Origin of the sequence: Clostridium hydrogenum, assembly GCF_021432385.1 — a bacterium.
Classification (GTDB): Bacteria; Bacillota; Clostridia; order Clostridiales; family Clostridiaceae; genus Clostridium_S; species Clostridium_S hydrogenum.
Genome location: NZ_JAEACT010000004.1, coordinates 424,399 through 449,290, shown reverse-complemented (window position 1 = coordinate 449,290; position 24,892 = coordinate 424,399). Strand labels below are relative to the sequence as shown.

Annotated in this window: 26 protein-coding genes and 1 other annotated feature; of the genes, 16 read left to right on the top strand and 10 right to left on the bottom strand. The window is 28.9% G+C overall.

Going from position 1 to position 24,892, the window contains the following annotated elements; genetic code table 11:
• The first annotated feature begins 5 nt into the window (after nt 1-5).
• From CUEA01_RS20365 to CUEA01_RS20350, 4 genes are all read left to right on the top strand, one after another.
• A complete protein-coding gene (locus CUEA01_RS20365; RefSeq protein ID WP_234123766.1) occupies nt 6-290 on the top strand; it encodes a hypothetical protein in 285 nt (94 codons plus the stop codon).
• On the top strand, nt 287-604 hold the full coding sequence (locus tag CUEA01_RS20360; protein ID WP_234123764.1) for a PTS sugar transporter subunit IIB: 318 nt from the start codon (nt 287-289) through the stop codon (nt 602-604). Before CUEA01_RS20365 ends, CUEA01_RS20360 begins: the two co-directional genes overlap by 4 nt.
• Nucleotides 605-717: 113 nt before the next feature.
• Entirely contained in the window at nt 718-2,046 is a 1,329-nt protein-coding gene (locus CUEA01_RS20355) for a PTS sugar transporter subunit IIC (RefSeq protein ID WP_234123762.1), read from the top strand.
• Between the two features lie 28 nt (nt 2,047-2,074).
• A complete protein-coding gene (locus tag CUEA01_RS20350) occupies nt 2,075-2,428 on the top strand; it encodes a PTS lactose/cellobiose transporter subunit IIA (RefSeq protein ID WP_234123761.1) in 354 nt (117 codons plus the stop codon).
• A 99-nt stretch (nt 2,429-2,527) separates the two neighbouring features.
• On the opposite strand, the gene CUEA01_RS20345 is transcribed toward CUEA01_RS20350, so the two are convergent.
• Entirely contained in the window at nt 2,528-3,400 is an 873-nt protein-coding gene (locus CUEA01_RS20345; RefSeq protein WP_407929274.1) for a YitT family protein, read from the bottom strand.
• Between the two features lie 333 nt (nt 3,401-3,733).
• Between CUEA01_RS20345 and CUEA01_RS20340 the strand changes: the two genes are divergently transcribed.
• The 3 genes from CUEA01_RS20340 (at nt 3,734) to CUEA01_RS20330 (ending at nt 5,993) form a co-directional block, all read left to right on the top strand.
• A complete protein-coding gene (locus CUEA01_RS20340; RefSeq protein ID WP_234123759.1) occupies nt 3,734-3,931 on the top strand; it encodes a hypothetical protein in 198 nt (65 codons plus the stop codon).
• Nucleotides 3,932-4,495, top strand: a complete 564-nt coding sequence (locus CUEA01_RS20335; protein WP_234123758.1) for a sigma-70 family RNA polymerase sigma factor — start codon at nt 3,932-3,934, stop codon at nt 4,493-4,495.
• Nucleotides 4,496-4,964: 469 nt separating this feature from the next.
• A complete protein-coding gene (locus CUEA01_RS20330) occupies nt 4,965-5,993 on the top strand; it encodes a PocR ligand-binding domain-containing protein (RefSeq protein ID WP_234123757.1) in 1,029 nt (342 codons plus the stop codon).
• A gap of 69 nt (nt 5,994-6,062) precedes the next feature.
• Here the strand turns inward: CUEA01_RS20330 and CUEA01_RS20325 are convergent, their stop codons facing one another.
• The 3 genes from CUEA01_RS20325 to CUEA01_RS20315 all read right to left on the bottom strand — a co-directional run bounded on the left by CUEA01_RS20325 (nt 6,063) and on the right by CUEA01_RS20315 (nt 8,436).
• Complete coding sequence (locus tag CUEA01_RS20325; RefSeq protein ID WP_234123756.1) at nt 6,063-7,421, bottom strand: methyl-accepting chemotaxis protein; 1,359 nt, start codon at nt 7,419-7,421, stop codon at nt 6,063-6,065.
• Nucleotides 7,422-7,468: 47 nt separating this feature from the next.
• On the bottom strand, nt 7,469-7,945 hold the full coding sequence (gene ispF / locus CUEA01_RS20320) for a 2-C-methyl-D-erythritol 2,4-cyclodiphosphate synthase (RefSeq protein WP_234123755.1): 477 nt from the start codon (nt 7,943-7,945) through the stop codon (nt 7,469-7,471).
• 311 nt (nt 7,946-8,256) lie between these two features.
• A complete protein-coding gene (locus CUEA01_RS20315) occupies nt 8,257-8,436 on the bottom strand; it encodes a hypothetical protein (RefSeq protein WP_234123754.1) in 180 nt (59 codons plus the stop codon).
• 195 nt (nt 8,437-8,631) lie between these two features.
• Here CUEA01_RS20315 and CUEA01_RS20310 point away from each other — a divergent pair, with 195 nt between their 5' ends.
• Together CUEA01_RS20310 and CUEA01_RS20305 are read left to right on the top strand one after the other, a co-directional pair.
• Nucleotides 8,632-9,231, top strand: a complete 600-nt coding sequence (locus tag CUEA01_RS20310) for a class D sortase (RefSeq protein ID WP_234123753.1) — start codon at nt 8,632-8,634, stop codon at nt 9,229-9,231.
• An 87-nt stretch (nt 9,232-9,318) separates the two neighbouring features.
• Nucleotides 9,319-10,224, top strand: coding sequence for a polysaccharide deacetylase family protein (locus CUEA01_RS20305; protein WP_234123752.1), 906 nt, complete (start codon nt 9,319-9,321; stop codon nt 10,222-10,224).
• Nucleotides 10,225-11,127: 903 nt separating this feature from the next.
• Here CUEA01_RS20305 and CUEA01_RS20300 read toward each other — a convergent pair.
• Complete coding sequence (locus CUEA01_RS20300) at nt 11,128-11,700, bottom strand: anti-sigma factor domain-containing protein (protein ID WP_234123751.1); 573 nt, start codon at nt 11,698-11,700, stop codon at nt 11,128-11,130.
• Nucleotides 11,697-12,377, bottom strand: a complete 681-nt coding sequence (locus tag CUEA01_RS20295) for an RNA polymerase subunit sigma (RefSeq protein ID WP_234123750.1) — start codon at nt 12,375-12,377, stop codon at nt 11,697-11,699. Before CUEA01_RS20295 ends, CUEA01_RS20300 begins: the two co-directional genes overlap by 4 nt.
• A gap of 295 nt (nt 12,378-12,672) precedes the next feature.
• Between CUEA01_RS20295 and CUEA01_RS20290 the strand changes: the two genes are divergently transcribed.
• Together CUEA01_RS20290 and CUEA01_RS20285 are read left to right on the top strand one after the other, a co-directional pair.
• Nucleotides 12,673-14,673, top strand: coding sequence for a sensor histidine kinase (locus CUEA01_RS20290; protein WP_234123749.1), 2,001 nt, complete (start codon nt 12,673-12,675; stop codon nt 14,671-14,673).
• Nucleotides 14,674-14,776: 103 nt separating this feature from the next.
• Nucleotides 14,777-16,450, top strand: a complete 1,674-nt coding sequence (locus CUEA01_RS20285; protein ID WP_234123748.1) for a M3 family oligoendopeptidase — start codon at nt 14,777-14,779, stop codon at nt 16,448-16,450.
• A gap of 201 nt (nt 16,451-16,651) precedes the next feature.
• Here the strand turns inward: CUEA01_RS20285 and CUEA01_RS20280 are convergent, their stop codons facing one another.
• Nucleotides 16,652-16,894, bottom strand: coding sequence for a metal-binding protein (locus tag CUEA01_RS20280; protein WP_234123747.1), 243 nt, complete (start codon nt 16,892-16,894; stop codon nt 16,652-16,654).
• Nucleotides 16,895-17,257: 363 nt separating this feature from the next.
• Between CUEA01_RS20280 and CUEA01_RS20275 the strand changes: the two genes are divergently transcribed.
• Entirely contained in the window at nt 17,258-18,130 is an 873-nt protein-coding gene (locus CUEA01_RS20275; protein ID WP_234123746.1) for a DegV family protein, read from the top strand.
• Between the two features lie 100 nt (nt 18,131-18,230).
• On the top strand, nt 18,231-18,536 hold the full coding sequence (locus CUEA01_RS20270; RefSeq protein ID WP_234123745.1) for a hypothetical protein: 306 nt from the start codon (nt 18,231-18,233) through the stop codon (nt 18,534-18,536).
• 77 nt (nt 18,537-18,613) lie between these two features.
• Here the strand turns inward: CUEA01_RS20270 and CUEA01_RS20265 are convergent, their stop codons facing one another.
• The 3 genes from CUEA01_RS20265 to CUEA01_RS20255 form a co-directional block, all read right to left on the bottom strand.
• Complete coding sequence (locus CUEA01_RS20265; protein ID WP_234123744.1) at nt 18,614-19,285, bottom strand: BON domain-containing protein; 672 nt, start codon at nt 19,283-19,285, stop codon at nt 18,614-18,616.
• 186 nt (nt 19,286-19,471) lie between these two features.
• Nucleotides 19,472-20,773, bottom strand: coding sequence for a chloride channel protein (locus tag CUEA01_RS20260; protein WP_234123743.1), 1,302 nt, complete (start codon nt 20,771-20,773; stop codon nt 19,472-19,474).
• Nucleotides 20,774-20,935: 162 nt separating this feature from the next.
• Nucleotides 20,936-22,111, bottom strand: a complete 1,176-nt coding sequence (locus tag CUEA01_RS20255) for a cation:proton antiporter (protein ID WP_234123742.1) — start codon at nt 22,109-22,111, stop codon at nt 20,936-20,938.
• A 57-nt stretch (nt 22,112-22,168) separates the two neighbouring features.
• Nucleotides 22,169-22,224 (bottom strand) — a sequence feature (sodium ion sensor (DUF1646 type); this cis-regulatory element may regulate processes involved in with the transportation of sodium ions).
• 496 nt (nt 22,225-22,720) lie between these two features.
• On the opposite strand from CUEA01_RS20255, the gene CUEA01_RS20250 reads away from it, so the two are divergent.
• The 3 genes from CUEA01_RS20250 to CUEA01_RS20240 all read left to right on the top strand — a co-directional run bounded on the left by CUEA01_RS20250 (nt 22,721) and on the right by CUEA01_RS20240 (nt 24,884).
• Nucleotides 22,721-23,488, top strand: coding sequence for a DUF2087 domain-containing protein (locus CUEA01_RS20250; protein WP_234123741.1), 768 nt, complete (start codon nt 22,721-22,723; stop codon nt 23,486-23,488).
• 160 nt (nt 23,489-23,648) lie between these two features.
• Nucleotides 23,649-24,266 carry an NUDIX hydrolase gene (locus CUEA01_RS20245; protein ID WP_234123740.1) on the top strand — a complete coding sequence of 206 codons (618 nt, stop codon included), beginning with the start codon at nt 23,649-23,651 and terminating at the stop codon, nt 24,264-24,266.
• A gap of 123 nt (nt 24,267-24,389) precedes the next feature.
• A complete protein-coding gene (locus CUEA01_RS20240) occupies nt 24,390-24,884 on the top strand; it encodes a GNAT family N-acetyltransferase (protein ID WP_234123739.1) in 495 nt (164 codons plus the stop codon).
• Nucleotides 24,885-24,892 lie beyond the last annotated feature (8 nt).

Here is a 24,892-nt window from a genome sequence, read left to right as displayed (position 1 = left end):
ATAAAATGAAAAGTAAGCGTTCTTTGTATACATCTAGTAAATTGATAAAATTCTTTTTCTGTATAGTTGCATTGATTTGGATAGTACCAGCTGGAAAGTTGTTTTTTAAAGGACAGATTTCTTCTGGATTTAAAGTTTTAATATTAGGAATTATATATATATTAGCTGTGTTTGTTGTACAAACTTATTTTATAAAAATGATAATGTTGTATCAAAAAAATTTAGATAAAGCTACTAAAAATTATAAAAATAGAAAAGTGATAAAAAATAAGGGAGGTTATTTAAAATGAAGGCGATTATTTTATGTAGTTGGGGGGCAACCTCAAGTTCTCTTGCAAAGGCGGTTTCAGATGAGGCTAAAAAAAGAAATTTAGATATAACTGTTGATGCAGGTGGAACTGGTGAATTTAAGAAAAAGGCTCAAAATTATTCTGTTGCATTACTTGAACCACAAGTAAGACATCTTAAAAAGGAAGTTGAAACTGCCGCAAGTAAATATGATATACCAGTTGAAATAGTGAATATGCAGGCTTTTGCAATGCTTGATGGAAGTAAGGTGCTAGATCAGATAATCGATTTAGCTAAAAAGGCAGGAAAGATGTAGGGATACTAAAGTCATTCAACTTGAATTAAAGTTAGTCTTTTATTGCATTTAAAGTTTATTTGCAATAAAGGACAAACTTTAAAATATATAATATTTAGAAAGGATGAATTATAGTGGAATCAAATAAGTTTATGAAATGGATGGATGAAAAGTTAATGCCTGTCCTAGCAAAAGCAGCTCAGAATATATACCTTCAATCTATCCGTGATGCTTTTTGTGTTTTCGCCTTACCACTTATCATTAGTGGAGCTCTGTTTCTAATTATAGCAAATCCACCAACTTCTCTTCACTGGGGAATTATTGATGCTTGGAGTAATGCGATAAAGCCAATTCAAGCTCAAATTGAAATTCCATTTGATTTAAGCTTTGATATTATGGCTATGGCGGTTGCTTTTGGAACAGCTTATAGTTTAGCATCTAGATGGGATATGGATGATGCTTTGTGTGGTATGCTATCATTAATTTGTTTTATAATTGTATGCTTCCCAGCTTCAGATGTTAGTAAGGTTAAATTTGGTGATGTACTCAACTATTTGGGTTCTCAAGGATTATTTATAGCAATAATTTTAGGTATTATAACTACAGTTGTAATGAAATTATTTACGCAAAAGGGGCTTGTAATTAAGATGCCTGCAGGCGTACCACCTTATGTTGTAAGAACTTTTAGGGCACTTGTACCTTTCTTTGTAATGATTACTGCTTCGTGGTTAGTTGAATGGATAGTATGGGCTAACCTTCATATTACATTACCACAGTTGGTACTTGATGCATTTAAACCTCTTGTTGCCGTTTCTAATACTTACCCAGCAGCAGTTCTTGAAATAGTATTAATGATGCTTTTATGGTCACTCGGTATTCATGGAATGAATGTTGTATCTTCAGTTGCATACCCTTTCTGGACAGCACAGCTTGCAGCAAATAGTACAGCACTTAATAATCATCAAGCTTTACATGGTATAATAACAGAGCCATTTTTCCATATGTTCACTCATATAGGTGGTTCAGGGTTAACATGGCCTCTTGTAATAATGTTCTTATTTTCAGCATCAAAACAACTTAAGAGCATTGGAAAAATCGAACTTATACCAGCAATATTTAATATAAATGAACCTCTTATATTTGGTGCTCCACTTGTATTAAATCCACAATTATTTATACCATTTATACTTGCACCAGTAGCTGCGGTAACTGTAAACTATATAGCTTTTGCAACTAATATAGTACCTAAAATTGTTATGCAGCCGCCATTTACCGTCCCAGTTTTCTTTGGTGGAGTAATTGCAACAGGTGGTTATTGGCAAGGTGCCTTGCTTCAACTTGTAAACTTAATTATAGCAGCGTTAATTTACTGGCCATTCTTTAAAGCATATGAAAAACAGCTTGTAGCTAACGAAAAAAAAGCAGCTGCAGAAACTCAAATAGATAATGGATTAACAGAATAATATAAAAAACATTTAAGGAGGCATAAAAGTGGAAGAAAAAGAAAAGCCAACTTTAGAAAATATAATATTTAACTTAGTATTGCATGGAGGTAATGCTAGAGGAAAAGCCTATGATGCACTTGATGCTGCAGAAGAAGGAAATTTTGAATTAGCAGAAAAATGCCTTGATGAAGCAGACGAAGAATTTTATGCAGGTCATGATTACCAAAATATGCTCATTCAAGGACAAATGGACAATGAAACTCCTAATTTTCTTGTAATTCATGCACAAGATCAGCTGATGACTGCTCTTTCTGAAAAGAACCTTATAAAAAGAGAAATAGCTCTTTATAAAAAGGTATATGAATTAGAAAAAAAATTGGAGAATTTGCCACAAAAATAAAAATATATTCTTTGAAATTATTTTACAACTTATAAATAAAAAAAACAATATTATTAAAGGATTGTCGCATGCTAATTTTAGTGCACAATCCTTTCTTATTTAAAATATGTTTCCTTTAAATCCTTCACCGTGCACTTCAGAAATATCAATCACAGATATAAAGGAATTTTCGTCAGTTTGTTTAACTACTTGTTTTAATAGTGGAAGTTGATTAAGACCTATAACACAATATATAACCATTTTCTTCTTAGAGGTGTAGGCGCCTTCGCCATATAAAAATGTAACACCCCTTTTCAAATTATACATTATATTATCACTTATCCTTTTTTCTTCATCAGTTATTATCATAACTAATTTTTGTCTATTAAAGCCTTTTAAAACCTTGTCAATTACAAAGGAAGATATGTATATTGAAAAAAGCGTATATAGGGCACTATATATTCCAAAAAAAACTGCTCCAACGGCAACAATTATCATATTTATAATAAAAGAACTTGTTCCAAATTCAAAATTTTGATGTTTCTTTTTAATAATTGCAGCAACAATATCAAGTCCACCAGTGGAACCATAATTGCTTAGGACAATGCCTGTGCCTAGACCGTTGAGAACTCCTCCGTATACGCACAAAAGAATATTATCATGAAGTTTCAATATGTTTTGCATTGGAGCTGTTATATCGATTGCTACAGAAAATAAAACAGTACCTAACATAGTCATAAGCGTAAACCTTTTCCCCATAATCTTATAGCTAAGTAATAGAAGAGGTATATTCATAACTAAAAATGAAATTCCAGCAGGAAATTTAAGCGTATATTGAAGTATAAGAGCAATACCCGAAAGACCTCCGCTTAATAGATGGGCATTAACCAAAAACATATTTATGCCTATTGCAGTTATAAATACACCTATGGCTGTAAAGAGCAAGTTTAACCAAGTTTGTTTTGTTACTATCTTTTTTAGATGTTCAGACAAAGTAACCATCCTTTCTAGGTAATTTTAAACCTAATATTAATCTAAACTGCTTTATTTGTTATTATATTCAATATTTTTATTTTTAGCAATTTGTCAGATTAAAAGGGTATGTGAAAAAAGGTAGTCTATAGGTTTTGTATGCTGATACATATCAACAGGTGTGGATAATATGTGAGTGTATTGTGAATAAAAACAGAACTTATCAACAGAAATATTTAAAATTGTGAATAAGCTGTTGATAAAGATATAGTACAAAAAATTAAAGGAAATATCCATTTTATGTAAAAACATAATCTATATATATGTAATTATATTTTTTTAGGGGGAATGAGTGTGGATAATAGTATATTAAGAAAATATATTATAAATGTGCTTAATGTTGATAAAGAAAGAATTGATATTAATTATTATACGTGCATTAAAAGAATAAGAAGAGCTGAAAATAAAATATCAAGGTACATGTTACAATATTATGGGGTAAATAACAAAACCCCCAAATTTAATAAAATGAATTTTGCAATAGGAAAGTAATTGAAAATAGAAAATAACATTTTAGAATTTGATAAGCTTTGCAGTGATGCTAAAAGTGGGAATACAGATGCTTTAAAGCTTATTATGGAGAAGTTAAAACCTTTTATTATAAAAAAGAGTTTAAATATACATCTTAAAAATTATGATATTGAGGATTTTATAAGTATATCAAATATTTCCCTGTATAAGGCAATTAAGTGCTTTGATTTTAAAAGAAAAAGAAATTTCTTCCCTTATGCCATTATGACTATAAAGAATAATTTAAATATGGAAATAAGAAAAGCTTCAAAGAATTGGATGGAAAGCAGTTTGGATGAGCATATGGAAAAAGGTGAAAATGTTTTATTATCGAGTACTGAAAGGCTAATGGAAGATGTTTTTTTAAATAAACAAGAGGTTCTTGAACTTATGAAAGTTTTAACCTTAGAGGAAAAGAATATAATATTAGGGGTATACTATAAAAACATGAGTTTGGCAGATTATGCAAGAATAAGCAAAAGAGATTATAAAAAATGTAAAAATTTAAAATTAAAGGCAATAAGAAAAATGAGAAAGTTCATTTGATAAAAAAAATACCACATGGGAAAACATGCGGTATTAGGGGAGTAGGGTTATTATTTGTAATAAGGAATTATTATATTTATTATATTAGAATATTGCAGAAGATATTATATTTATATAATATTCATCAACAAAATTCGACTTAACTTACAATTTTATTTTAGCAATTTTGATATATAAAGTCAATAAAAACAATTCGACATTTAAACATAGTGAAATTATAGTTGACCCAAATATAGCTGGAAAGTACTAATTATAGGAGGTAAGTTTATTTTAAAAATTTATTAGTTTATTTAGTTAATATATTGTTTACAATAGAGTTAAATTTAATAATATGATATAATATTGCTATAATCTAATCATATTTAGACATAATTTATTTAATATGTTTTTTATGCGTTAAATAAATTATGTGAAAATTGTGGGTTTTAAAAAATGGTCTATGTTACAAAAATTGAGGGGAGAGAATTTTATGTCAGAAAAATCATTTAGCATTGGAAATGTAAAATTACAAGATGTAATCGATTTGAATTTTTTACAGAAATTCCAAGACGATTTTGGCGAGAGTTTGGAGATAGCTAGCATAACGGTTGATATGGATGGAAAGCCAGTTACGAAGCCTACAAGGTATACAAGATTTTGTTCTGCTTTAACACAAGGAAGTCAAGCGGGAATAAATAGATGTGCAGCATCTCATAAAAGAGGCGGAGAAGAGGCAGCAAGAACAGGTAAACCATATATATACACATGTCATGCGGGATTAATTGACTTTGCAGCACCTATTATTGTAGATGGAGAGCAAATAGGTACTATTCTTGGTGGACAAGTTACTTATGATAAACCAAATGAGCAAAATGTATTAAAGACGGCTAGTGAACTTGGAATAGACAAAGAACAATATATGGAGGAAGCTAGTAAAATAAGAAGTATAGCTGAAAATAAGGTAAGAGCAGCAGCAGATATTTTATACATTGTAGCAAATAATTTATCAAGAATTGGTTATGAACAGATTAAAATTAAACAAGTAACAAATACTCTTTCAGAAAATTTTAGCCAAATATCAGCGGCTATGGAGGAACTTGCAGCTTCTTCTGTAGAGGTTACAGCAAATCAGGAAAATTTAAATAAAGAAATATTAAAAGTTCAGAAAATATCTGGAGAGATAAATAATATACTTGGATATATAAAAAGTATAGCTGATGAGACAAGAATGCTTGGTTTAAACGCGGCGATAGAGGCAGCACGAGCTGGTGAAGCGGGGAAAGGCTTTGGTGTAGTTGCTTCTGAAATACGTAAATTATCTCAAAATTCTAAAGAAACAGCTGTTAAAATAAGTGAATTAACTGAGAAAATACAGGGTTCTGTAAATAAAACATTAGAATCGGCAGATTCAACATTAAATACAACGCAGCAACAATCAGCTGCCATACAAGAAACAAATGCAAGTGTAGAAGAAGTTATGAATTTAACGGAAGAATTAAAGAATTTAGCAAACATTTAAAAAGATAGTTTGAATAATTATGGTGCAAATAAAGTAAAGCCGTGACAATGTTTATGTCACGGCTTTGTTTTATATGTTTTGTTTCAAATTTTTAGGCCTAAACATTAAAAGTTCCTTTTCAAGCTGTTCAGAAAGTTTTTCAAGCTCAGATGAATAATTAGCAACTTCTTTCATAGATTTAAGTTGACTATCTGCGCTTGCAGCAACTTGTTGTACTGAAGCTGACGTTTCTTGTGTTTCAGAAGAAATTTGTGAAATTAAATCAATGAGAGAATCTTTTTCAGTTGCCATATCTTCATTTGCATTTTTTATTTCACCTACAACAGCACTCATTTCAAATACTACATCTGAAATATCTGTAAAAACTTTTTTTGTTTCAGATGATGATAAATTTTCTTCCTTAACAACTTCAGAAGCGCTTGCTATAGCAGTTACAGCCTCACCTGAATGAAGTTGTATTTCTTTTATTAGGCTTTCAATTTCAACTATGGATGAAGTAACTTGTTCTGCAAGTTTTTTAACTTCATCAGCAACAACAGAGAATCCTTTGCCAGCTTCACCTGCACGAGCAGCTTCTATTGCTGCATTTAAAGCAAGAAGGTTTGTTTGCTCTGCTATTTGAGAAACAGTTTTTGTTATATTGCCTATGTCATTAGAATTTTGATGAACTTTTAAAACTATATCATTAACTTTAGATGTTGACTCTAAAGCTTTTTGAGATTTATCTGTTAAATTAGAAATAGTTTTAAGACCTTGATCTATTAAGCTATTAAAAGTTTCTGCTTCTGAATCCATTACCTCTGTACCAACAAGTACTTTCCCTATTTTTTCAGAAAGAGAATCTCCTTTTTTACAACATTCTTCAGCATTTGCTGATTGTATTTCAGAAGCTTTAGCAATCTCATCTATTGCAGCAGCAATTTCATTTGCAGAATCATCAGCTTTTAAAGTTAAGTTTTTTAGTGATGATGATGTTTTTAAAACTGTGTCAGAAGATGTTTTAACTTGACTAGTTAGAGAATTTATCTTGCCTAATATATTATTAAAACCCTGAGATATAACACCAATGTCATCTTTAGAATTAGAAGTAAGAGCCTCAACGGACAAGTCACCAGAGGATATTTTTTCTAATTTATCTTTTAATAAAGAAAATTTTGAAAATAATGCTTTATAACAAAACATTATTATTGCAATTGAAATAATTAAAGTTACAGCAATAGTTATTGTTATAAAGATACCTATAGACGAAATTGTTTTAGAGAAAACAGCTGAACTTACAGTGGATTTTATAGAGTTATAACATTTAAAATAAATTAAAGACCCTTCAATAATCAATAAAATGCATTCAATAACTAATAAAATAAATACTGGTAAAGCTGTAATCAAAGAAAGTTTTGCTTTTGAATTAGAGTTAAAAAATTTTTTCATTAGATATCACCACCCAAATTAGTGTAAGTTATGGAACATATTATAAATTAACTTTCTCTATAAATCAGAGAAATACTTTGACTTGAAATTCCTGTTTCATTACCTGTAAAACCGAGACCTTCCTCAGTAGTAGCTTTTATATTTATTTTATCGATATTTATGTTTAATGCATTAGAAATACTTTCTCTCATTTGTGGAATATAATTACAAAGTTTTGGCTTTTGGGCTATTATAGTGGCATCTATATTACCTATTTTATATCCCTCATTCAATAAAAGAGCGTTAACTTCTTTTAGAAGTTTTATACTTGAAATACCTTTATACTTCTCATCTGTATCAGGAAAATGTTTACCTATGTCACCTAGAGCAGCAGCACCAAGAAGGCTATCCATTATGGCATGAACAAGTACATCGGCATCTGAATGACCAAGCAATCCCATATTATGAGGAATTAATACTCCACCTAATATTAAATCTCTATTTTCAATTAATTTATGTACGTCGTAGCCAATTCCAACTCTCATTTGAAATCCCCCTATTAGATTTTAAAATAAAAAACCGGATGCTCCGGTTTTTTATTTTGATTTAACATATATTTTAATTATTTTATGGAGAGTGTAAAATGAATTTCTAAATTTGTAACTTCTTCTATTATAAATGTATTTTAAAAAAAAATAAATAGTTTTACAATAAATAATTAAATAAAAGTATAACTTATTCATTTTTTTTAATACAACGGTTGTTGATAAATTTACAAATATAAATTAAAATCATATATTTTGACTTTATTGTACAAAACTAATAACGGTTATTGAAGTGAAAATATATTTATTAATTAAAGAATATTTTTATTTTTAGATCTGGTGTTAGAAAATTGATTTCCTGAAGGCTTAAAACTTCTCTTTTTTATCCTAAGTGTAGTTTTTATAAAATTTAAGAGTTTAGTAAATACATTGTTAGATTTACCCACCCTAGTTTTATTAAAAAAATCTACATAAATAACATTATTTTTCATTTTAAACACCAACCTTTCACTTAAGATATCGTTTTCATTTTTTATAGTTTTAGTATATCACAATTTTCAAAAATTGTTAATATAATTATTAATTTTCTTAAAATAATTTTTAACTTTAATAGCCATAAATAGTATAAAAATATGCTTATTAAATAATTTAAATAATGGTATAATTTTATTTGAGGTGTCATTGATATGGGAAAAAAATTAAAAATATTTGGATTAGCATTAATAATCATTGGACTAGCTATAATTATAGGAGCTTTTTCTATTAAACTTTTTGTAATGCATAAACAGAATACAATGATTAAAAATTATGAGAAAAAAATTGAAGAAAGGAAAAATGCCAAGAAGACAGATGTAGGAAAAACTGATGATTCTGGAGATATGGGGGTTGTAGGTTTACTAAAAATACCTAAAATTGATTTAAAAGTTGCCATAGGTGAAGGTGCGGATTTAGAAACTCTAAAATTTGCAGTAGGACATTTTAAGGGAACAGGGATGCCGGGAAAAAACGGAAATTTCTGCGTTGCTGGACATAGGAGTTATATTTATGGTGAATATTTTAATAGGCTTAATGAATTAAAAATTGGAGATGAAATAACAGTTGAAACACTAAATGGAGAATATAAATATAAGGTATATAGCATTCAGGTTGTTCTTCCAAGTCATACTGAAGTTCTTAATCCAACCACAGATGCAACTATGACTTTAGTTACTTGTACACCTTTAAGAGTTGCTACTCATAGGCTTATAGTAAAGGCACGGCTGGAAAAAAGTAAAAATTTGAATTAAAGTTTTAATGGACTTTTATTCCAACTTATGTTATGCACAGGTTATCAACAGTGTTGTGGATAATGTGAATAAATATAGTAAGAGAAGGTGATTAAAATTAGAAAACTTAAGAAGTTGCTAATAATTATTATTACAGGTTTAATATTATGCATATGCGGATTTGTATTACTAAATTATTATAAAGACTATCAAAGAGTGGCGTATAGTAAAGAAGTAAGCTCTTTGAAAAATAATGTTTATGATAATTCTAATAAAAAATCTAATAATGAGAGTGTGCCTGTGCTTATGTATCATTCGATATGCGATGATAATGATGATAATATTATGAAAGTACCAAAAAAGCAATTCGATGAGCAAATGAAGTACTTAAAGGATAATGGATATCATACACTTTCTGCAAATGAATTTTATAATTTTTTAGTAAATGGTAAGTCCATACCAAAAAAATCTGTACTTATTACGTTTGATGATGGTTATCAAAATCAGTACGATAATGCTTATCCAACGCTAAAAAAATATAATTTTAATGCAGTATTGTTTATCATAACTAATTATTTGGACAAGGGTACCTTATATTTAAAATCAAGTGAGCTAAAAGAGATGAGCCAAAACGGAATAGATATAGAATGTCACACTTTAAATCATGCAAAATTAGATAAATTATCATATGAAGATCAACTTAAAAATCTAGAAGAATCAAAAAATAAGCTTGAGGGGATTACTGGAAAGTCGGTTAGAGCAATTGCATATCCATATGGAGAGTTTAATGTTGATACTGTGAAAGCAGAAAAAAAGGATGGTTATCTTATGGCATTTACTACTAGTGGCAAGTGGGCAAGCAATAGCAAGGGTCTTTATGCAATAAATAGAATATACATATTTCCACAATACAATATGAAGAACTTTATAGATAGGGTAACTAACTCAAATTACTCACTTTTTTCGCAACCTATAAAAATGATAAAAGGAGCTTATGACTCATTTGTGAAGTAATAGTATTTCGTGGCATTAAATGAATTGCATAAATCTAAGAGCCTAAATATTAAAATACTAAGAAGTTTCAATAACTCGCTGGATGCTCAGACAATTGAAACTTCTAACTATTTTAATATTTAGGCTCTAATATTTATTGCAATTCATTTAAATCGCCACTGAAATACTATTACTTCACAAAAACAGTGGACCAAGGAATATTTCCCTCCGTGCCTACGGGAAATGGGGATTTAATAAATATATAGAGAAACTACTTCCAAAATACAAATTGCAGATGCCAAGTTTATACTGATAGCATTAGTAAAATTCACAATTCACCATGCACAATTTACAATGAAGGATGATTTTCTGCTGAAGCAGAAAATCTTAAAATTAAATGTTGTCAGCTTTGCTGAACATTATGAATGGTGCGACTGCGTCAGAATAAGTTTTCAGATTTTTCGTAGTGCTAGAGGAGAAAAATCATCTTTGTGTAACGAAGAAAACCACTTGCTAAGCAAGTGGAAGAAAAAAGGCTTATGACGTTGAGGAGAAAAAAACTCCTATGTTAAATAGATGCATGTCTAGCCAACCGCAAATATGAAAACATAGGAGGATGTCTAATAAAAGACACAAATAGTTTATCTCATATAACATGTAATTGCAAGTATCACATAGTTTCTGCATTAGCTTAAAATTCCGTAGGTACGGAGGAATTTTTTCCTTGATTTATGTTTAGAGAGAGTAATGATATATTGGAACGATTTAAATAAAAATATATAAATCTTAGGGGGATATTTTTAAAAGACTTAGAAATTTCAATTTGTCTGAACGTTAGTGAGTTATTGAAATTTCTTAGGATTTTAAGAATATCCCCCTTAGATTTATTAATTTTATTTAATGTTCCAAGATATCATTGCTCTCTCAATTTTCTCCATTTACGTTTATTTGTAAATTTAAAGAATTAGTTTTTATGTATTTTTTTAAAGAAGATAAATCTACATTTTTACCAGAAATATATAGTCTCATAGTTTTATTTTTATTTTCATAATTTGGATTTATAATATTATCTTTTTTGCATTGATTTATTATTTTAATTAGTGAGTCGTTTAAATTGGCGTTTTTTATATTTATTTCGTTCAATATTTTATAGCCCCTAGAATCTTCTGATGAAATATTAATAACTTTATTAGAAGAGTTACATTTAATTTCGAAAGAAGGACTAACATCTAGTATTGCAGAATAACTTGGCGAAAAATAATTATATATAAAGCCTATTATGCTAATTAAAAATACTATAATAATGGATATAAATATATACCTATATGGATGGACATGACCTTTTATTAAAGAAAAACCTGTTGATTTTCCTGTATATTCTTGTCCTATATTTGGAATTTCATGAGCTCGTATTTTAACCTTTTTAAATTCACCTTGTTTGGTTAAAACGAAAGCTGTATGCTTACTGATGTCTAGTACAATTCCTGTTATTTTCATTTAGTATCACCTACGCATATATTTAAATAGCATTTTAAATAAATAAGATTTTTATCTGAGAATATTATTATTAAAATAAGAAGATAGTTTTGCCACCTTTCAATTAAGTTAAGATCACATTTTGTGAATAGCGATATTTTTTTTACAGGAAGCATTTTTTTTTCTTCAATTAAGTTTAGTATAAATAGCTCATTGCTGCACAAAAAGGCTATATTTAAAAGTTTATTTTTTATAGTGTTATTGTGAGGACAATTCTTTGCAAGATTACTGTAATTTAAATTAAAATTAAATAAAAATTCGTTTAAGGCGATTATTTCATTTTGATAAATTTTAGCTTCAGCTTCTTTTTCGGCAGCTGTTATTTGTATGTTTTTATCATTGAATGTATTTAAGTTGTTGCTAAAACGCAAAGTAGGTGTATATGATGCTTTAGTGAAATAGTCTAATAAATGTGAATGTATTAAAACTTTTGCATAATTGAAAAAGTTGCCATTTTCTAGCTCGTTAAAATATGAATTGCAAGCATAGTTAAATGCAAATACACCTATGTTTAATTCTTCTGACTTTTTCCAATCTAAATTAGTATTTACCATTTCTAAAACGGTATTGTATATAAAATTTTTATTAGATTTTATAAATTCGCTTCTGTTTTTTTTTGATAGAGTATAAAAATCCATTTTACCACCACTTTAATATATATCTATATCTATATAGTATCACAATTTTAATTGAATTTTAATTAAAAAAATTTATATTAAAATTCGACATTTAATATAAATAGCTTGCAATTTTATACAATATATAAATTATAGGTAACGTTTTATACTAAATGAAAAAAGTTATAAAAACGTTAAAAATATAAACATTAAAAATGTTGTCAAAATTTAAGGTATTCTTATTATTGTATTTTATTATAAATAGTAAGATAATATTTAGTGGTCAAAACTACAAGGATAAGGGATAGTGAAATTTATGAGTTGTTTATTTGAAGGGCTTCTGTGTAAGGAAGATGAGATATATAATCATGTTTCCGAAATTGAGAATAAATACGATGTAGATAAGACAATTAGGCATAAAGACTTTTGGATTGATTGCATAAATATAATTAACAAAGAAATGGTTTCGGCGCATTCTAGAAGTGTAGTTGAGTCTGCACGTAAAATAATTTTAACGTGTGCTAAATGGTACAAGCAGGAATATCTGGACTCTATAGTGTACAAGGTTATAAAATGTCTAGAAATTGGGTATAAGAGATATGTCTTAAATAATGTCATTGGTAGGGATGAACTTTGTCAATGGATAGGGGAGTTAGATGATTTTTTTTATAATTATGAAAATGCTATTGGAAAAAATAGAGACTTGCTTGAGAGAAATGATTTTATTATTAAAAAGCAAGAAATTAACTACATAATTGATAGCATTCCTGTCGTAATTATATTAAAAGATAAAAACGGTAAATGGTTAGCGGCAAATAAGATGGCTAAAGAGGTTTATGAATTAAATTCTGATTATATTGGAAAGACAGATAATGAAATAGCTAAAAACAATAAATATATAAATGACTTGCTTAAAGGCACATTTAATTATGATGACGATATTTGGAAAAGCAAAAGTTCGTACTTTTATCCAGAAAAATTAGTTAAGAATAATAAAGAAATGTGTTTTTTTGTTACTAAAATTCCCATGGTTTTTAAAAATGGAGAAATGGTACTTATTGTAATTAAAAACGATACAACGAAAATTAAGTTAGCTCAAAAAAGAGTAAAGGAAAGCGAGAAAATATACAAAAATATTTTCTCAAGCATTAATGAACCAGTATTTGTTGAATTAGGCGATAATATAGTTTATTTAAATAAAAAGGGTATGGAACTCATGGGGGTAAATGATGAGAGTGGTGTTATAGGCAAAAATCATAAAGAGTTAATAGAAATTTCTCCAAAATCTTTAGAACACAAAAAATACAATATGGAGAAATTAATTTACGATGGTGAAAATGTAGAAATGTTCAGCAGCATAAAAAGAAAACTAGATGGAAAAGTATTTGATATGAAAATTATAAGTACTTTATTTCCATATGAAAATCAAGAGGCTGTTTTAAATATAGTATGTGATGCAGAAAAAAAGTATAAATGTTTCTATAAATTAGATAATAAAGATAGTATGGCTAAATTAGTTACATATAATATGACTAGGACACAATTTATGGGTACAATATCACATGAACTTAGAACTCCAATAAATATAATATTAAGTGCTCTTCAAGTTGTAGATTTATATAAAAACTATGATGATAGCGGAGAAAAGTGTAAGGTATATGAAAAATACTATGCTATGATGAAGCAAAATTGCTATAGATTATTAAGAATTGTCAATAACTTTATGGATGTAAGCGAAATTGAGGATGGAGTTGCAAAACCTAATTTGTCTAGAGAAAATATAGTAAATATTATAGAGGATGTAACATTAGCAGCAGCTGCATTTGTAAATGATAAGGGTAAGAATATAATATTTGATACTGATGTTGAGGAAAAGATTATGTTTGTTGATAAAGAAAAAGTCGAGAGGATGATATTAAATCTTTTATCTAATGCTATAAAATTTACTGGTAGTCACGGGAAAATTATTGTAAATATACATGATGAGGTTAGCAGTATTAAGGTTTCAATTAAGGATAATGGAATAGGAATTCCAGAGGGTAAGGAAAAGATAATCTTTGAGAATTTTGGACAAGTTGACAAAACCTTTACTAGAAGAAGAGAAGGCAGTGGAATTGGATTATCTATAGTAAAAAAAATCGTAAAGCTGCATAGGGGTGACATTTGCGTAAGGAGTAAGTTGAATTATGGAAGTGAGTTTATAGTTACGTTGCCTGTAATAAATTCAGTTGATGGTAATAATGCATATTCTGAAAATGTAATTAAACTTAGTAGTGAAGAGAAAGTTAATGTTGAATTTTCAGATTTACTACTATAGATACAGAATGCATTTTTATATTTTGAATAATGGCTCTATATACAAATTTTATATAGAATAGTATAATTTTAAATAATAATAAAATGATATGGAGGCTACTTAGATGCATAAGTTTTTTATGATTGATGAAAAAGAATTAGAAGGTAATTTTCAAAAATTGCTAGATAGAAAAATAAATTCTCCAGAAGATTTAAAAAAATGGTTAGTAGATGAATCAAAATTATATGATGGTGTAAAAGAAAAGCTCAGCAGAAATTATTTCGCTACTAATTGTTATAGTGATAACAAAGAAATAAAAGCTACATATGAACACGATAATGAAGTAATTTGGCCTTTATTAAAAAAATATGGTGAATTATTAGATAAATTTTTTTACAATAGTGAATACAGAAATCAGCTTGGTAGTTACTATGATAATTTAGTTAAAAAAAGAGCAAACTCGATTGAAATTTTTAGAAAAGAAAACATAGATATAGAAGTTAAGGAAGATAAACTATGCACTAAATATTACGATATAACAGGAAACATGTCTGTAATGTGGAACAATGAAGAAAAAACATTACAACAAATGTCTGTTTACATGAAAGATTCAGATAGAGAAATGCGTAAAAATGCATGGACACTTGTACAAAATAGAAGACTTAAAGATAGTAAAGAATTAGATGAAATAATGGATAATCTAGTAAAACTGAGAAATGAAAAAGCTTTGAATGCAGATTGTAAAGATTTTGTGGAATTTATGTTTAAAAAGCTTGAAAGATTTTCATATACACCAGAAGACTGTATAGAACTTCAAGAATCAGTTTTAAAATCTGTTGTGCCGATTGTAAATGAAATAAGGGATAGACATAAAGAGGAAATTAAAGTTGAAGATTATAGACCATGGGATGTGAGTGCTGTAAAAGAGGGGCAAAAACCTTTAAAACCATATAATAATGTAAACGAACTTATAGATGGTGTATTAAAGATATTTAAGAAAAAAGATGAGATATTTTTTAATACGTTAAATAAAATGAAAAATTCTGAAACTCTTGATCTTGAAAGTAGAAAGGCAAAGTCACCTGGTGGATTCTGTGATGTTTTTCGTGTAAGTAATACATCATGTATATTTATGAATGAAGCTCAAAGTCAAGATGATCTTGCGACTCTTACTCATGAGGGAGGACATTCTGTTCATAATACATTAACTTCTAATATTGAAATCGCTGATTATGCAGAAATGCCAAGTGAGACTGCTGAACTTGCTAGTATGAGTATGGAGCTTATATGCATGGATAGCTGGGATGTTTTTTACAAGGATGAAGAGGAGTTAAAAAGAGCTAAAAGAGAACATCTTGAAGGAATAATAGAATTTTTACCTTGGGGAGTTCTTGTAGATAGATTTCAGCATTGGATGTATTCGCATCCAGAACATTCTGCGGAAGAAAGAAATGAAAAGTTTGCTGAAATGGCTAAGCAATTTCAATTTCAAACAGTAGATTTTTCTGGTTATGAAGATGCTTTGAAGAATTTTTGGAAAAAGCAATTGCATATATTTGAAGTCCCTTTTTACTATATTGAATATGTTATGGCACAATTGGGAGCACTTCAAATATGGAGAAACTATAAAAAAGATCCAAAGAGAGCAATAGAAAGTTATAAAAAGGCATTGTCTCTCGGAAGTTCTGTATCGATACCAGAAGTATATGCGGCAGCAGAAATAAAATTTGATTTTTCTGAAAATATGATAAAAGAACTTATGGAATTTGTTAAGAGTGAATTAGATAAACTATACTAAAGGTAGAATAATTGAAATTTAATAGTATGAATTTCAATTGTTGAAGTGATTTAGTTATAGATAAAAAAACGATAGATAATGTTTTGTTCTATCGTTTTTTCATATTGTTTTGGGAGGAGTTTGAGCCACTATTCCCTAACATCATTTTTTTAAACATGCCAAAGAGTTATTTGAATTAGCACTGCACTTTAGTTTACAATGCTAATTCAGAGTTTTACTTTTTAATCCTTTTGCACCTTCAACTAGAAAGGGAGCAGGAAACTCAAAAATTTTTTTATGACCACATTCACTACAAGCACATTCGCATATATCAAATGGTTCGTTATCAATAAATCCAATCCCCTGTTCAGTTGCTTCATAATTTCCACCGCATACATCACAGTGTATTGTGTTTATTATTGTATATTCACTTTCAATATATTTCATAATATCATTTGCATTCATATATCCATCCCCCTTTAATAGTCATTATTATGTTGAAACTAGCAAAATCAATTTGCATAATAATGCCTAGAAGATGGCATTATTATGTAAATAAATTTTAAGTTTTACAGTGGTGTATCTCTAATTAAATGTTAACACTAGCTTAAGGCAAATGCAATAAAATAGGGACAACTATTTGCAGAATACTACCTAGAAAGTAATGTTATAAAATATATATATTAATAATAAAAATAGTTAAGTGTAAATGCTAGAAACAATTACTTTTGATTTTAGTAAAATTAGTATCCATATGATATAATGTGTTTAGAAATTATGGATAATTACTTAATATAATCAAAGTTTAAGAATAAGGAGATGATATTAATGGATACAGTACTTTTGGTAGATTCAAGTAGTGATTTACCATTAAAGTTTATAGAAGAAAGTGAAGTTGAAACTATTGGACTTATGTGTCACTTTAAAGATAAAGAATATGAGGATGATTTTGGTAAGTCACTTAAATATAAAGAATTTTATGATGGGATGCGAAATGGTGAAAAGCCATATACATCTCAGATTAATTCATATAGATTTGAACAAAAATTTAAGGAACTCGTTAAAAAAAATAAGAAGGTTATTTATCTTGCATTTGATTCAGCTATAAGTGGTACATTTGGTAGTGCAGAAGTTGCAAGAGAAGAAGTAATTAAGGAATATCAAGATGCAGATATAAAGATAGTTGACACTAAATGTGCAAGTATAGGTGAGGGAATTTTAGTATATTATGCATGGAAAATGCTTGAAGCTGGGAAAAGTGGCGATGAGGTGATAGAATGGGCCAAGAATAGCTGTTTAAAAGTAAATCATTGGTTTATAGTAGAAAATCTATTTCATCTAAGTAGGGGTGGAAGGCTTTCAATGTCAAAAGCAGTTGTTGGAACCTTACTAAATATAAAGCCAATAATTTGTATAAATGATTTAGGCGAATTGGTAAATGTTATAAATATACGAGGTAAAAAGAAAGCAATTAGATTTTTGACAGAGGAATTAAGGGAAAAAGGATCAGATTATGAAAATATGATAGTTGGAATAAGTCATGGTGATTGCATAGAAGAAGCTGAATATCTTGCTGAAATTGTTAAAAGTGAATTTCATGTTAAAAAGATTATAATAAATCATGTTGGTCCTGTGATAGGGTCTCACGTAGGACCAGGAATGCTTTCCTTATGCTTTTTTTCTGAAAAAGGAAGAATGTAAAAAACATACTTAAAAATATTGACTTAAGAACAAGCGTTCTGTATAATGTAAATATAAGAACGTTTGTTCTTGTTATTGATGTTTTGAAGGAGTGTATACCATGGATGAAAATAATATATTTGTGAGAATAAGTTATAAGGCTAACGAAGGTAAAGGAAATACTGAAACAAATAAAAATGAACATAATTTTATAGAAACAAAAACTACCGTTAGAAATTTTTCAACTGAAGCTAAAAAGTATTTAATTGGTGGTGGTGTTTATAATAGGCATGGAGGAAAAGTATTTTTTAGTGCAAAAAGCCTTAAAGAAGTTAATGATGTTACGTCTTGTGAAAAAGGATTTGTTAAGAATTCATTTGTCAAATATGATATTTTTATAATGCCTAAGGCTTTAATTGGTAGGTAAGGAGAGATATGCATTGATATATAGAATATAGCCAAGCAGCGTTTTGTACAATTAAAGCTACTTGGCAATATTATTTATTAGTCTCTAATGCCAGTTTTCCATGGACGAGGTTTTAATTTATTTTTTACGTGTTTAACACTTTTGATGTTTTCGATTATATCAACAATTCTGTTAATGTCATTTTCATTTTTGGCATATCCATTTAAAGTAACTTCATTTCTAGCAACAGTGTAAGTCATATCAGAAGTATCAATACTTCTATCGGCTAGTTCTTCAAAAATTACATTAGCTAGGCTTATATCTTCGCTGTGTCCAGTTACGGCTATATTATTAACTACATCTTTTATTCCGTAAGTTTTAGAAGCTTCAACTAATGCTGATTTTCTAAGACCTTCTGTATCTGTTTCACCAACAAGAATAGCTGAACCTCCATTTACTTTTCCTGTTATACCAACAAAGTCGCTTTTGTGAGGTTCGCTTCTTAAATTTTTATTTAATAATTCAGTAAGTTCTTTATCTGAAGCACTTCCATCTAGAGTTATTGCAATATCATTTTCAATTTTTGTAACTCCTTCAACTTTTTTTGCAATATCCTCACATCTTAGCTTTTCATATAAAATATTAACAACACCTGTTAGTATAACGCTGCCTTCTCTTGTTTCAACATGAACATCCTTTGATGAATCAGGCATTTCTTTTATAATTTGATTTTTTATTGAGGTTGATATTGAATGGTCAAGAGATGTCATCAAAATCACCTTCTTTTAAATTTTTAATATTAAATATCTTTTCCTATATAGTTTATACAAATTTCATCATATTATATTATTTAAAACAACTCTCATATTGTATAAATAAGTATTTGATAAAATAAATAGGTTATATGTAAAGTTACATATAACCTATTTTGGAAAAAATTTAATTTTGCATGGATCCTATTTATCAGAAATACTAGATTTATTAATATTATCAACTTCGATATTTGTTTTAACTTTTAAGGAAGGCGTTTTTGATGACATAATAAATTGAGTTGGATAAATACTTTCATGTCCAACAATTATGTAGCTTATGCCAATAGCTATTGCAGCATATATTCCAACATTATTTCCAAAAAGCTCCATAGCTATTACTATAGATGCAATTGGAACATTTGAACAAGCAGCCAAAAATGCAGCCATACCTATAGCAGAATAAAAAGCTACATTAGATCCTAATAATTGAGCCCACGTATTTCCAAATGCAGAGCCTATAAAAAGCATTGGAGTTAATATACCGCCACTTCCACCACAGCCTAGAGTAAGCGAGGTTGTAAGGGCTTTAGTTATAAAGGAAAACTTACTTGGAGCATTTCCCATAATAATTTTATTTATAGTTTCATCGCCAATTCCAAGAGAAGTAAAAGAATTGGTTGTATAAACTAAAGCAATTATTATAATACCACCTATAATTCCTTTTAATGGTGGATAAATTTTTATTTTTTTAAAAGCAATTTCAACAAATTTAACTAGTTTTATAAATAAAATAGCTAGAATTCCAATTGAAACTCCAAAAAATAATATTTCTATAAATGCAATTATTTGATTATTAGGCACATATTTTATTTTAAAAATTAAAGGCTTATTTCCCATGTATAATCCAACATAGTAGCTTACAAAGGAAGATATAAGTGAAGGAAGAAGTGATATATAAGAAAGCTTTCCTATATATAAAACTTCACATGCAAATATGGCAGCTCCAACAGGAGCATTAAACACTGAAACAAAACCTGCACTTATTCCGCATACAACAAGTCTTCGTTTATCCATTGTGTTCATTTTAAAAGTATTTCCTATAAAAGATGAGATTGCACCACCTATTTGTGTTGCAGGACCTTCAAGACCTACAGAACCTCCAAATATTATAGTTATAAAAGTTGTTAAGAGTTTTACTGGAACTACTGATATTTTCATATTTCCATTATTTTTATTTACACTTTCAATTGCTTTTTCGGTGCCATGTCCTTTTGCATCAGGAGCTAGCTTAATTATCAGGAAGCTACTTAAAAAAAGTGCAATAGGTAAAAATAAATAATAGTAATTAAACTTTGTAGTAAAACTAGTACCAATATTTATAAGCCTTATAAATAAAGTTGAAAAAGAACCAACTACTAGGCCTATTATGATTGATAAAAAAGTCCATTTGAGAGCACTCCCAATAAATAAGGACTCATAAACTGATAGTCTTTTTAATGATTTCAAAAACAGTCACCTCTTTAGTAAAGATAAACCATTTGAAACTTCAAAATTAATTTGTATCAAAATGCCGTATTGTGGGAATTATGATGCAAATTGATTTTGGTAGTTGAAACGGTATATTTAGATATAATTCACTTTAAATTATGAAAGCAAAAAAGAGGTTTGTCAAATTGCTTTGTCAATTAATTTATCTGTTTTATGTGAGTATGAGAGTTTTAAAAGTATTGGAGTTACTATAGTCGAAAGTATAACAACTACAATTGTTGGAAGAAATATTTCTTCGGAAATAATATGTTTACTAAGTCCTATATTTGCAGTTATAATTGCAACTTCACCTCTTGAAACCATACCAACGCCTATTTGCAAAGCTTCGCTTTTTGACATTTTAAATAATCTAGCTCCAAGACCGCAGCCAACAACTTTACCAATAACAGCAATTACAAACATAGTTAAAGTTATAAGGATAACTTTGGTATTAACTCCTTTTATACTTGCAGATATACCAACTGATGCAAAAAATATTGGAGATAAAAATGAACCAGAAATTACTTTTATTCTTTTTTCAATGTATTCTTTATGCTTTATGGGAGATAAAACAAGTCCGCAGATATAAGCACCTGTAATAGAGGCTAAACCAAGTTCTTCAGCGCCAAATGCACAAATAAGTGCAAAAGCTATTGATAAAAGTGCCAAACCCTGCTGTGGTTTAAATTTTTGAGTTATTTTGTCTATAAATTTAGGTAAAAATAATATAGCTGCTATGGCAATAACGCAAAATACACCTATTTTAATAAAAGCACTTATAAGCGATGAATTACCGGCACCAGATGAGTTTGCTGTGGCTAATATTACTGAAATTAAAATAAGTCCTAAAACGTCGTCTATAACAGCAGCACCAAGTATGTTAATTCCTGAGCGTGTGTTTAATTTCCCAAGTTCAGTTAAAGTTTGAACTGAAATACTTACGCTTGTTGCAGTTAATATTACGCCAACAAATAGGTTTTCCCAAAAATTATTGAAAAACATGTAAGCAGCTACTGTTCCAAGGATTAGAGGAACTATTACTCCTGCACATGCAATTACAAAAGAGCTTTTTCCAGCCTTTTTAAGTTCTTCAAGATTTGTTTCTATACCAGCCAAGAACATTAGCATTATAACCCCTAGGTTTGATAAAAGTGTCAAGTTATCACTTGGCTTGATTAAATTAAATACAAATGGTCCTAAAAGAACGCCAGCGACAAGTTCGCCAAGAACACCTGGCATTTTGAAATGTATGCTTATTATTGAGCCTAGTTTTGTAAAAATTAAAATTAAAGCTATTTCTAATAAAATTTTTTCCATTGGTAACCATACCTCCTTGAATTTTATATGCAAAAAGGGCGGAAAAACCCTTTAAGGAATTTTCCACCCCGAAAATTCAATTCTCTTGAAAGCAAATTTAAGTTTGCCCAACCGAAAAATTAATAAAAATATTAAATTTAATATTATCTTAACAGAATTGTTTTAAAATATCAACAATTTTAGATTTAGAATATGGAATATGAAAGTTGCAGGGTTTGGGCTTATCATTACAAATTACAATTTGTCGAGGAGAAACAAGAGTAAAGAGTAGAGAGTAGAGTGAAGGGTGATTTACTTTTCGATTCTCTCATGTAAATCTTAAACTTAAATGGTTTCAGCTTCGCTGAACGCCATGTATGGCGCCATTGCGCAGCAATAAGAAAATAAGTTTTGAGATTTTTCGTAGCGATAGCGGAGAAAAATCAACCATCACTCTACTCTCTACTCTTTACTCTCTACTCTGATTCAAATTGTAATTTGACAAGATGAACTTTATATTTGCAAATATTCCTGTTGAAAGGATTGCATAAACATATAATGATATTGTTGACAAATATACAAACGAAAATATATAATGTTTGTATAAACTTAAATTAGGAGTGAATTGACATGGATATTTCGGAAGTGTTTTGGAGTTCTTCTATAGAAGATATTAAAAGAGGATATGTATATGATGAGAAAAAAGGTATTTATATCTGCATTATATGTGGAGAGAGTTTCGAAAAAGGAATAATTTATAAGGATGCAGATAATTTTTATGAGGCTGAAAAGTACATGAAACTTCATATAAATCAAAAGCATAATTCTGTTTTTGATTATCTTATAAATATGAATAAGGTTTACACAGGGCTTACAGATATACAAAGTGAATATTTATCATATTATAAAAATAATGTTTCAGATAAAGAAATATCTGAAAAAATGGGTGGAAGTCAATCGACTATAAGAAACTATAGATTTAAATTGCGAGAAAAAGAAAAACAGGCAAAAGTGTTTTTAGCTATCATGGATATAATTAAAGAGGAAAGAGAAAATTTAAAGCAAGACAAAAATGACGAACTTGTAACGGTTCATAAGAGTGCAAATATGACAGATGAACGCTTTGCTATAACTGAAAGCGAAGATGATAAGGTTGTTAAGAATTACTTTGATAAAACAGGTCATCTAAAGGATTTTCCATCTAAGGAAAAGAAGAAAATAGCAGTGCTTAGGCATATTTTACGAAACTTTAAAAGTGGAGAAAAATACAATGAAAAGCAGGTTAATTTAGTGCTTAAGAGGATATATGATGATTATGTTTCTATTAGAAGAGCACTTATAGAGTATGGATTTATGGATAGGAAAGATGACTGCAGTCAGTATTGGGTTAAAGAATAATGGTTTTCTTGTGACATTAAATAAAATTCATAAATCTAAGATTGGAACTCTTAAAAGACTAAGAACTTTCAAGAATTGCAATCAAGATTTATTGAATTTTATTTAAATCGTCACTTCAAAAACCATTATTCTTTTAAACAGGGATTAAGGAGGCAACTAAATGGTGGATGAATATTTAGATGTATTTGATGAAAATGAAAAATTAATTGGAAAAGCCTTAAGAAAGAATGTTCACAAAAATGGATATTGGCATAGAACTTTTCAGTGTTTTGTTATAAAAAAAGAAAATGATAAAAAATTTCTCTTGTTTCAAAAAAGGCATCCGTTAAAGGACACTTCACCTAATCTGTATGATACAAGCTCAGCAGGGCATCTTGTAAGCGGGGAAAGCTTAGAGGATGGGGTAAGAGAACTTAAAGAGGAGCTTGGAATTGATGTGAAATTCAGTGAACTTATTCCTGCTGCAGTTTATAAAGAAGAATATGATGGAAAAACATATATGGACAGAGAGCATTGCCACATTTATTTTTATTTAAGTAATGAAGAAATTGAAAATTACATTTTACAGCTTGATGAAGTGGTGGGGCTTGTGCAAATAGACCTTAAGGAGCTTATAAAATTACTTAAGGATGAGGTAGATAGTGTGCAAGCAGATGGTTTTGAGGTTGATGGTGCCGGAAGTAGGAGAGAAATTCACAAAAAACTTTTTAAAAATCAATTTGTACCTCATGGTGATGAATACTACAGGAAAGTGTTTGAAGAGGCGGAAAAATACTAAATGTAGACATACGAATTTGAATATTAAAATTAGTACGATCAAGCGAATGCTAGAAAACTGGAAGTTGAATCGGTTCACAATTCACAGTTTAAATGGTTCCTAGCTATAGGAGGTGCAAAGTGCATGTTTTTTGAAACAGAAAAATTTAAAGTTGAGTTAGCTCGTGCTGAAGATGCTTATGAAATTGCAGATGTATATAACTCTAATAAGAAATTTTTAATGAATCATATAGGAAAAGATAAAATAGATGGTAATTGGGTTGTTAAAGAATTAGAAGATATGAAAAAAATCGATTTTAATCCCTGCAAAATAATAGAAAAACAATCAAATAAAGTAGCTGGAGTATTGGATTTTAAAGTTGAAGAAGAAACGTATTTGGCAATATTAATATTAAAAAGTGACTATAAAAATAAAGGAATGGGAAAGCTCTTATATGGCGCTTTAGAAAAGTATGCAAAATCACTTGGAAGTGAGACTATGAGGATAGATGTAGTTACAAATTATGATGCTAATGTGCTTAAGTTTTGGAATTCAAATGGATTTATTAAGTTTAAAGATGTTAAATTAAGTTGGGGAGAAAAGGAACTTCCAGCGGTTATTATGAAAAAAGAAATATGAAGGTGATT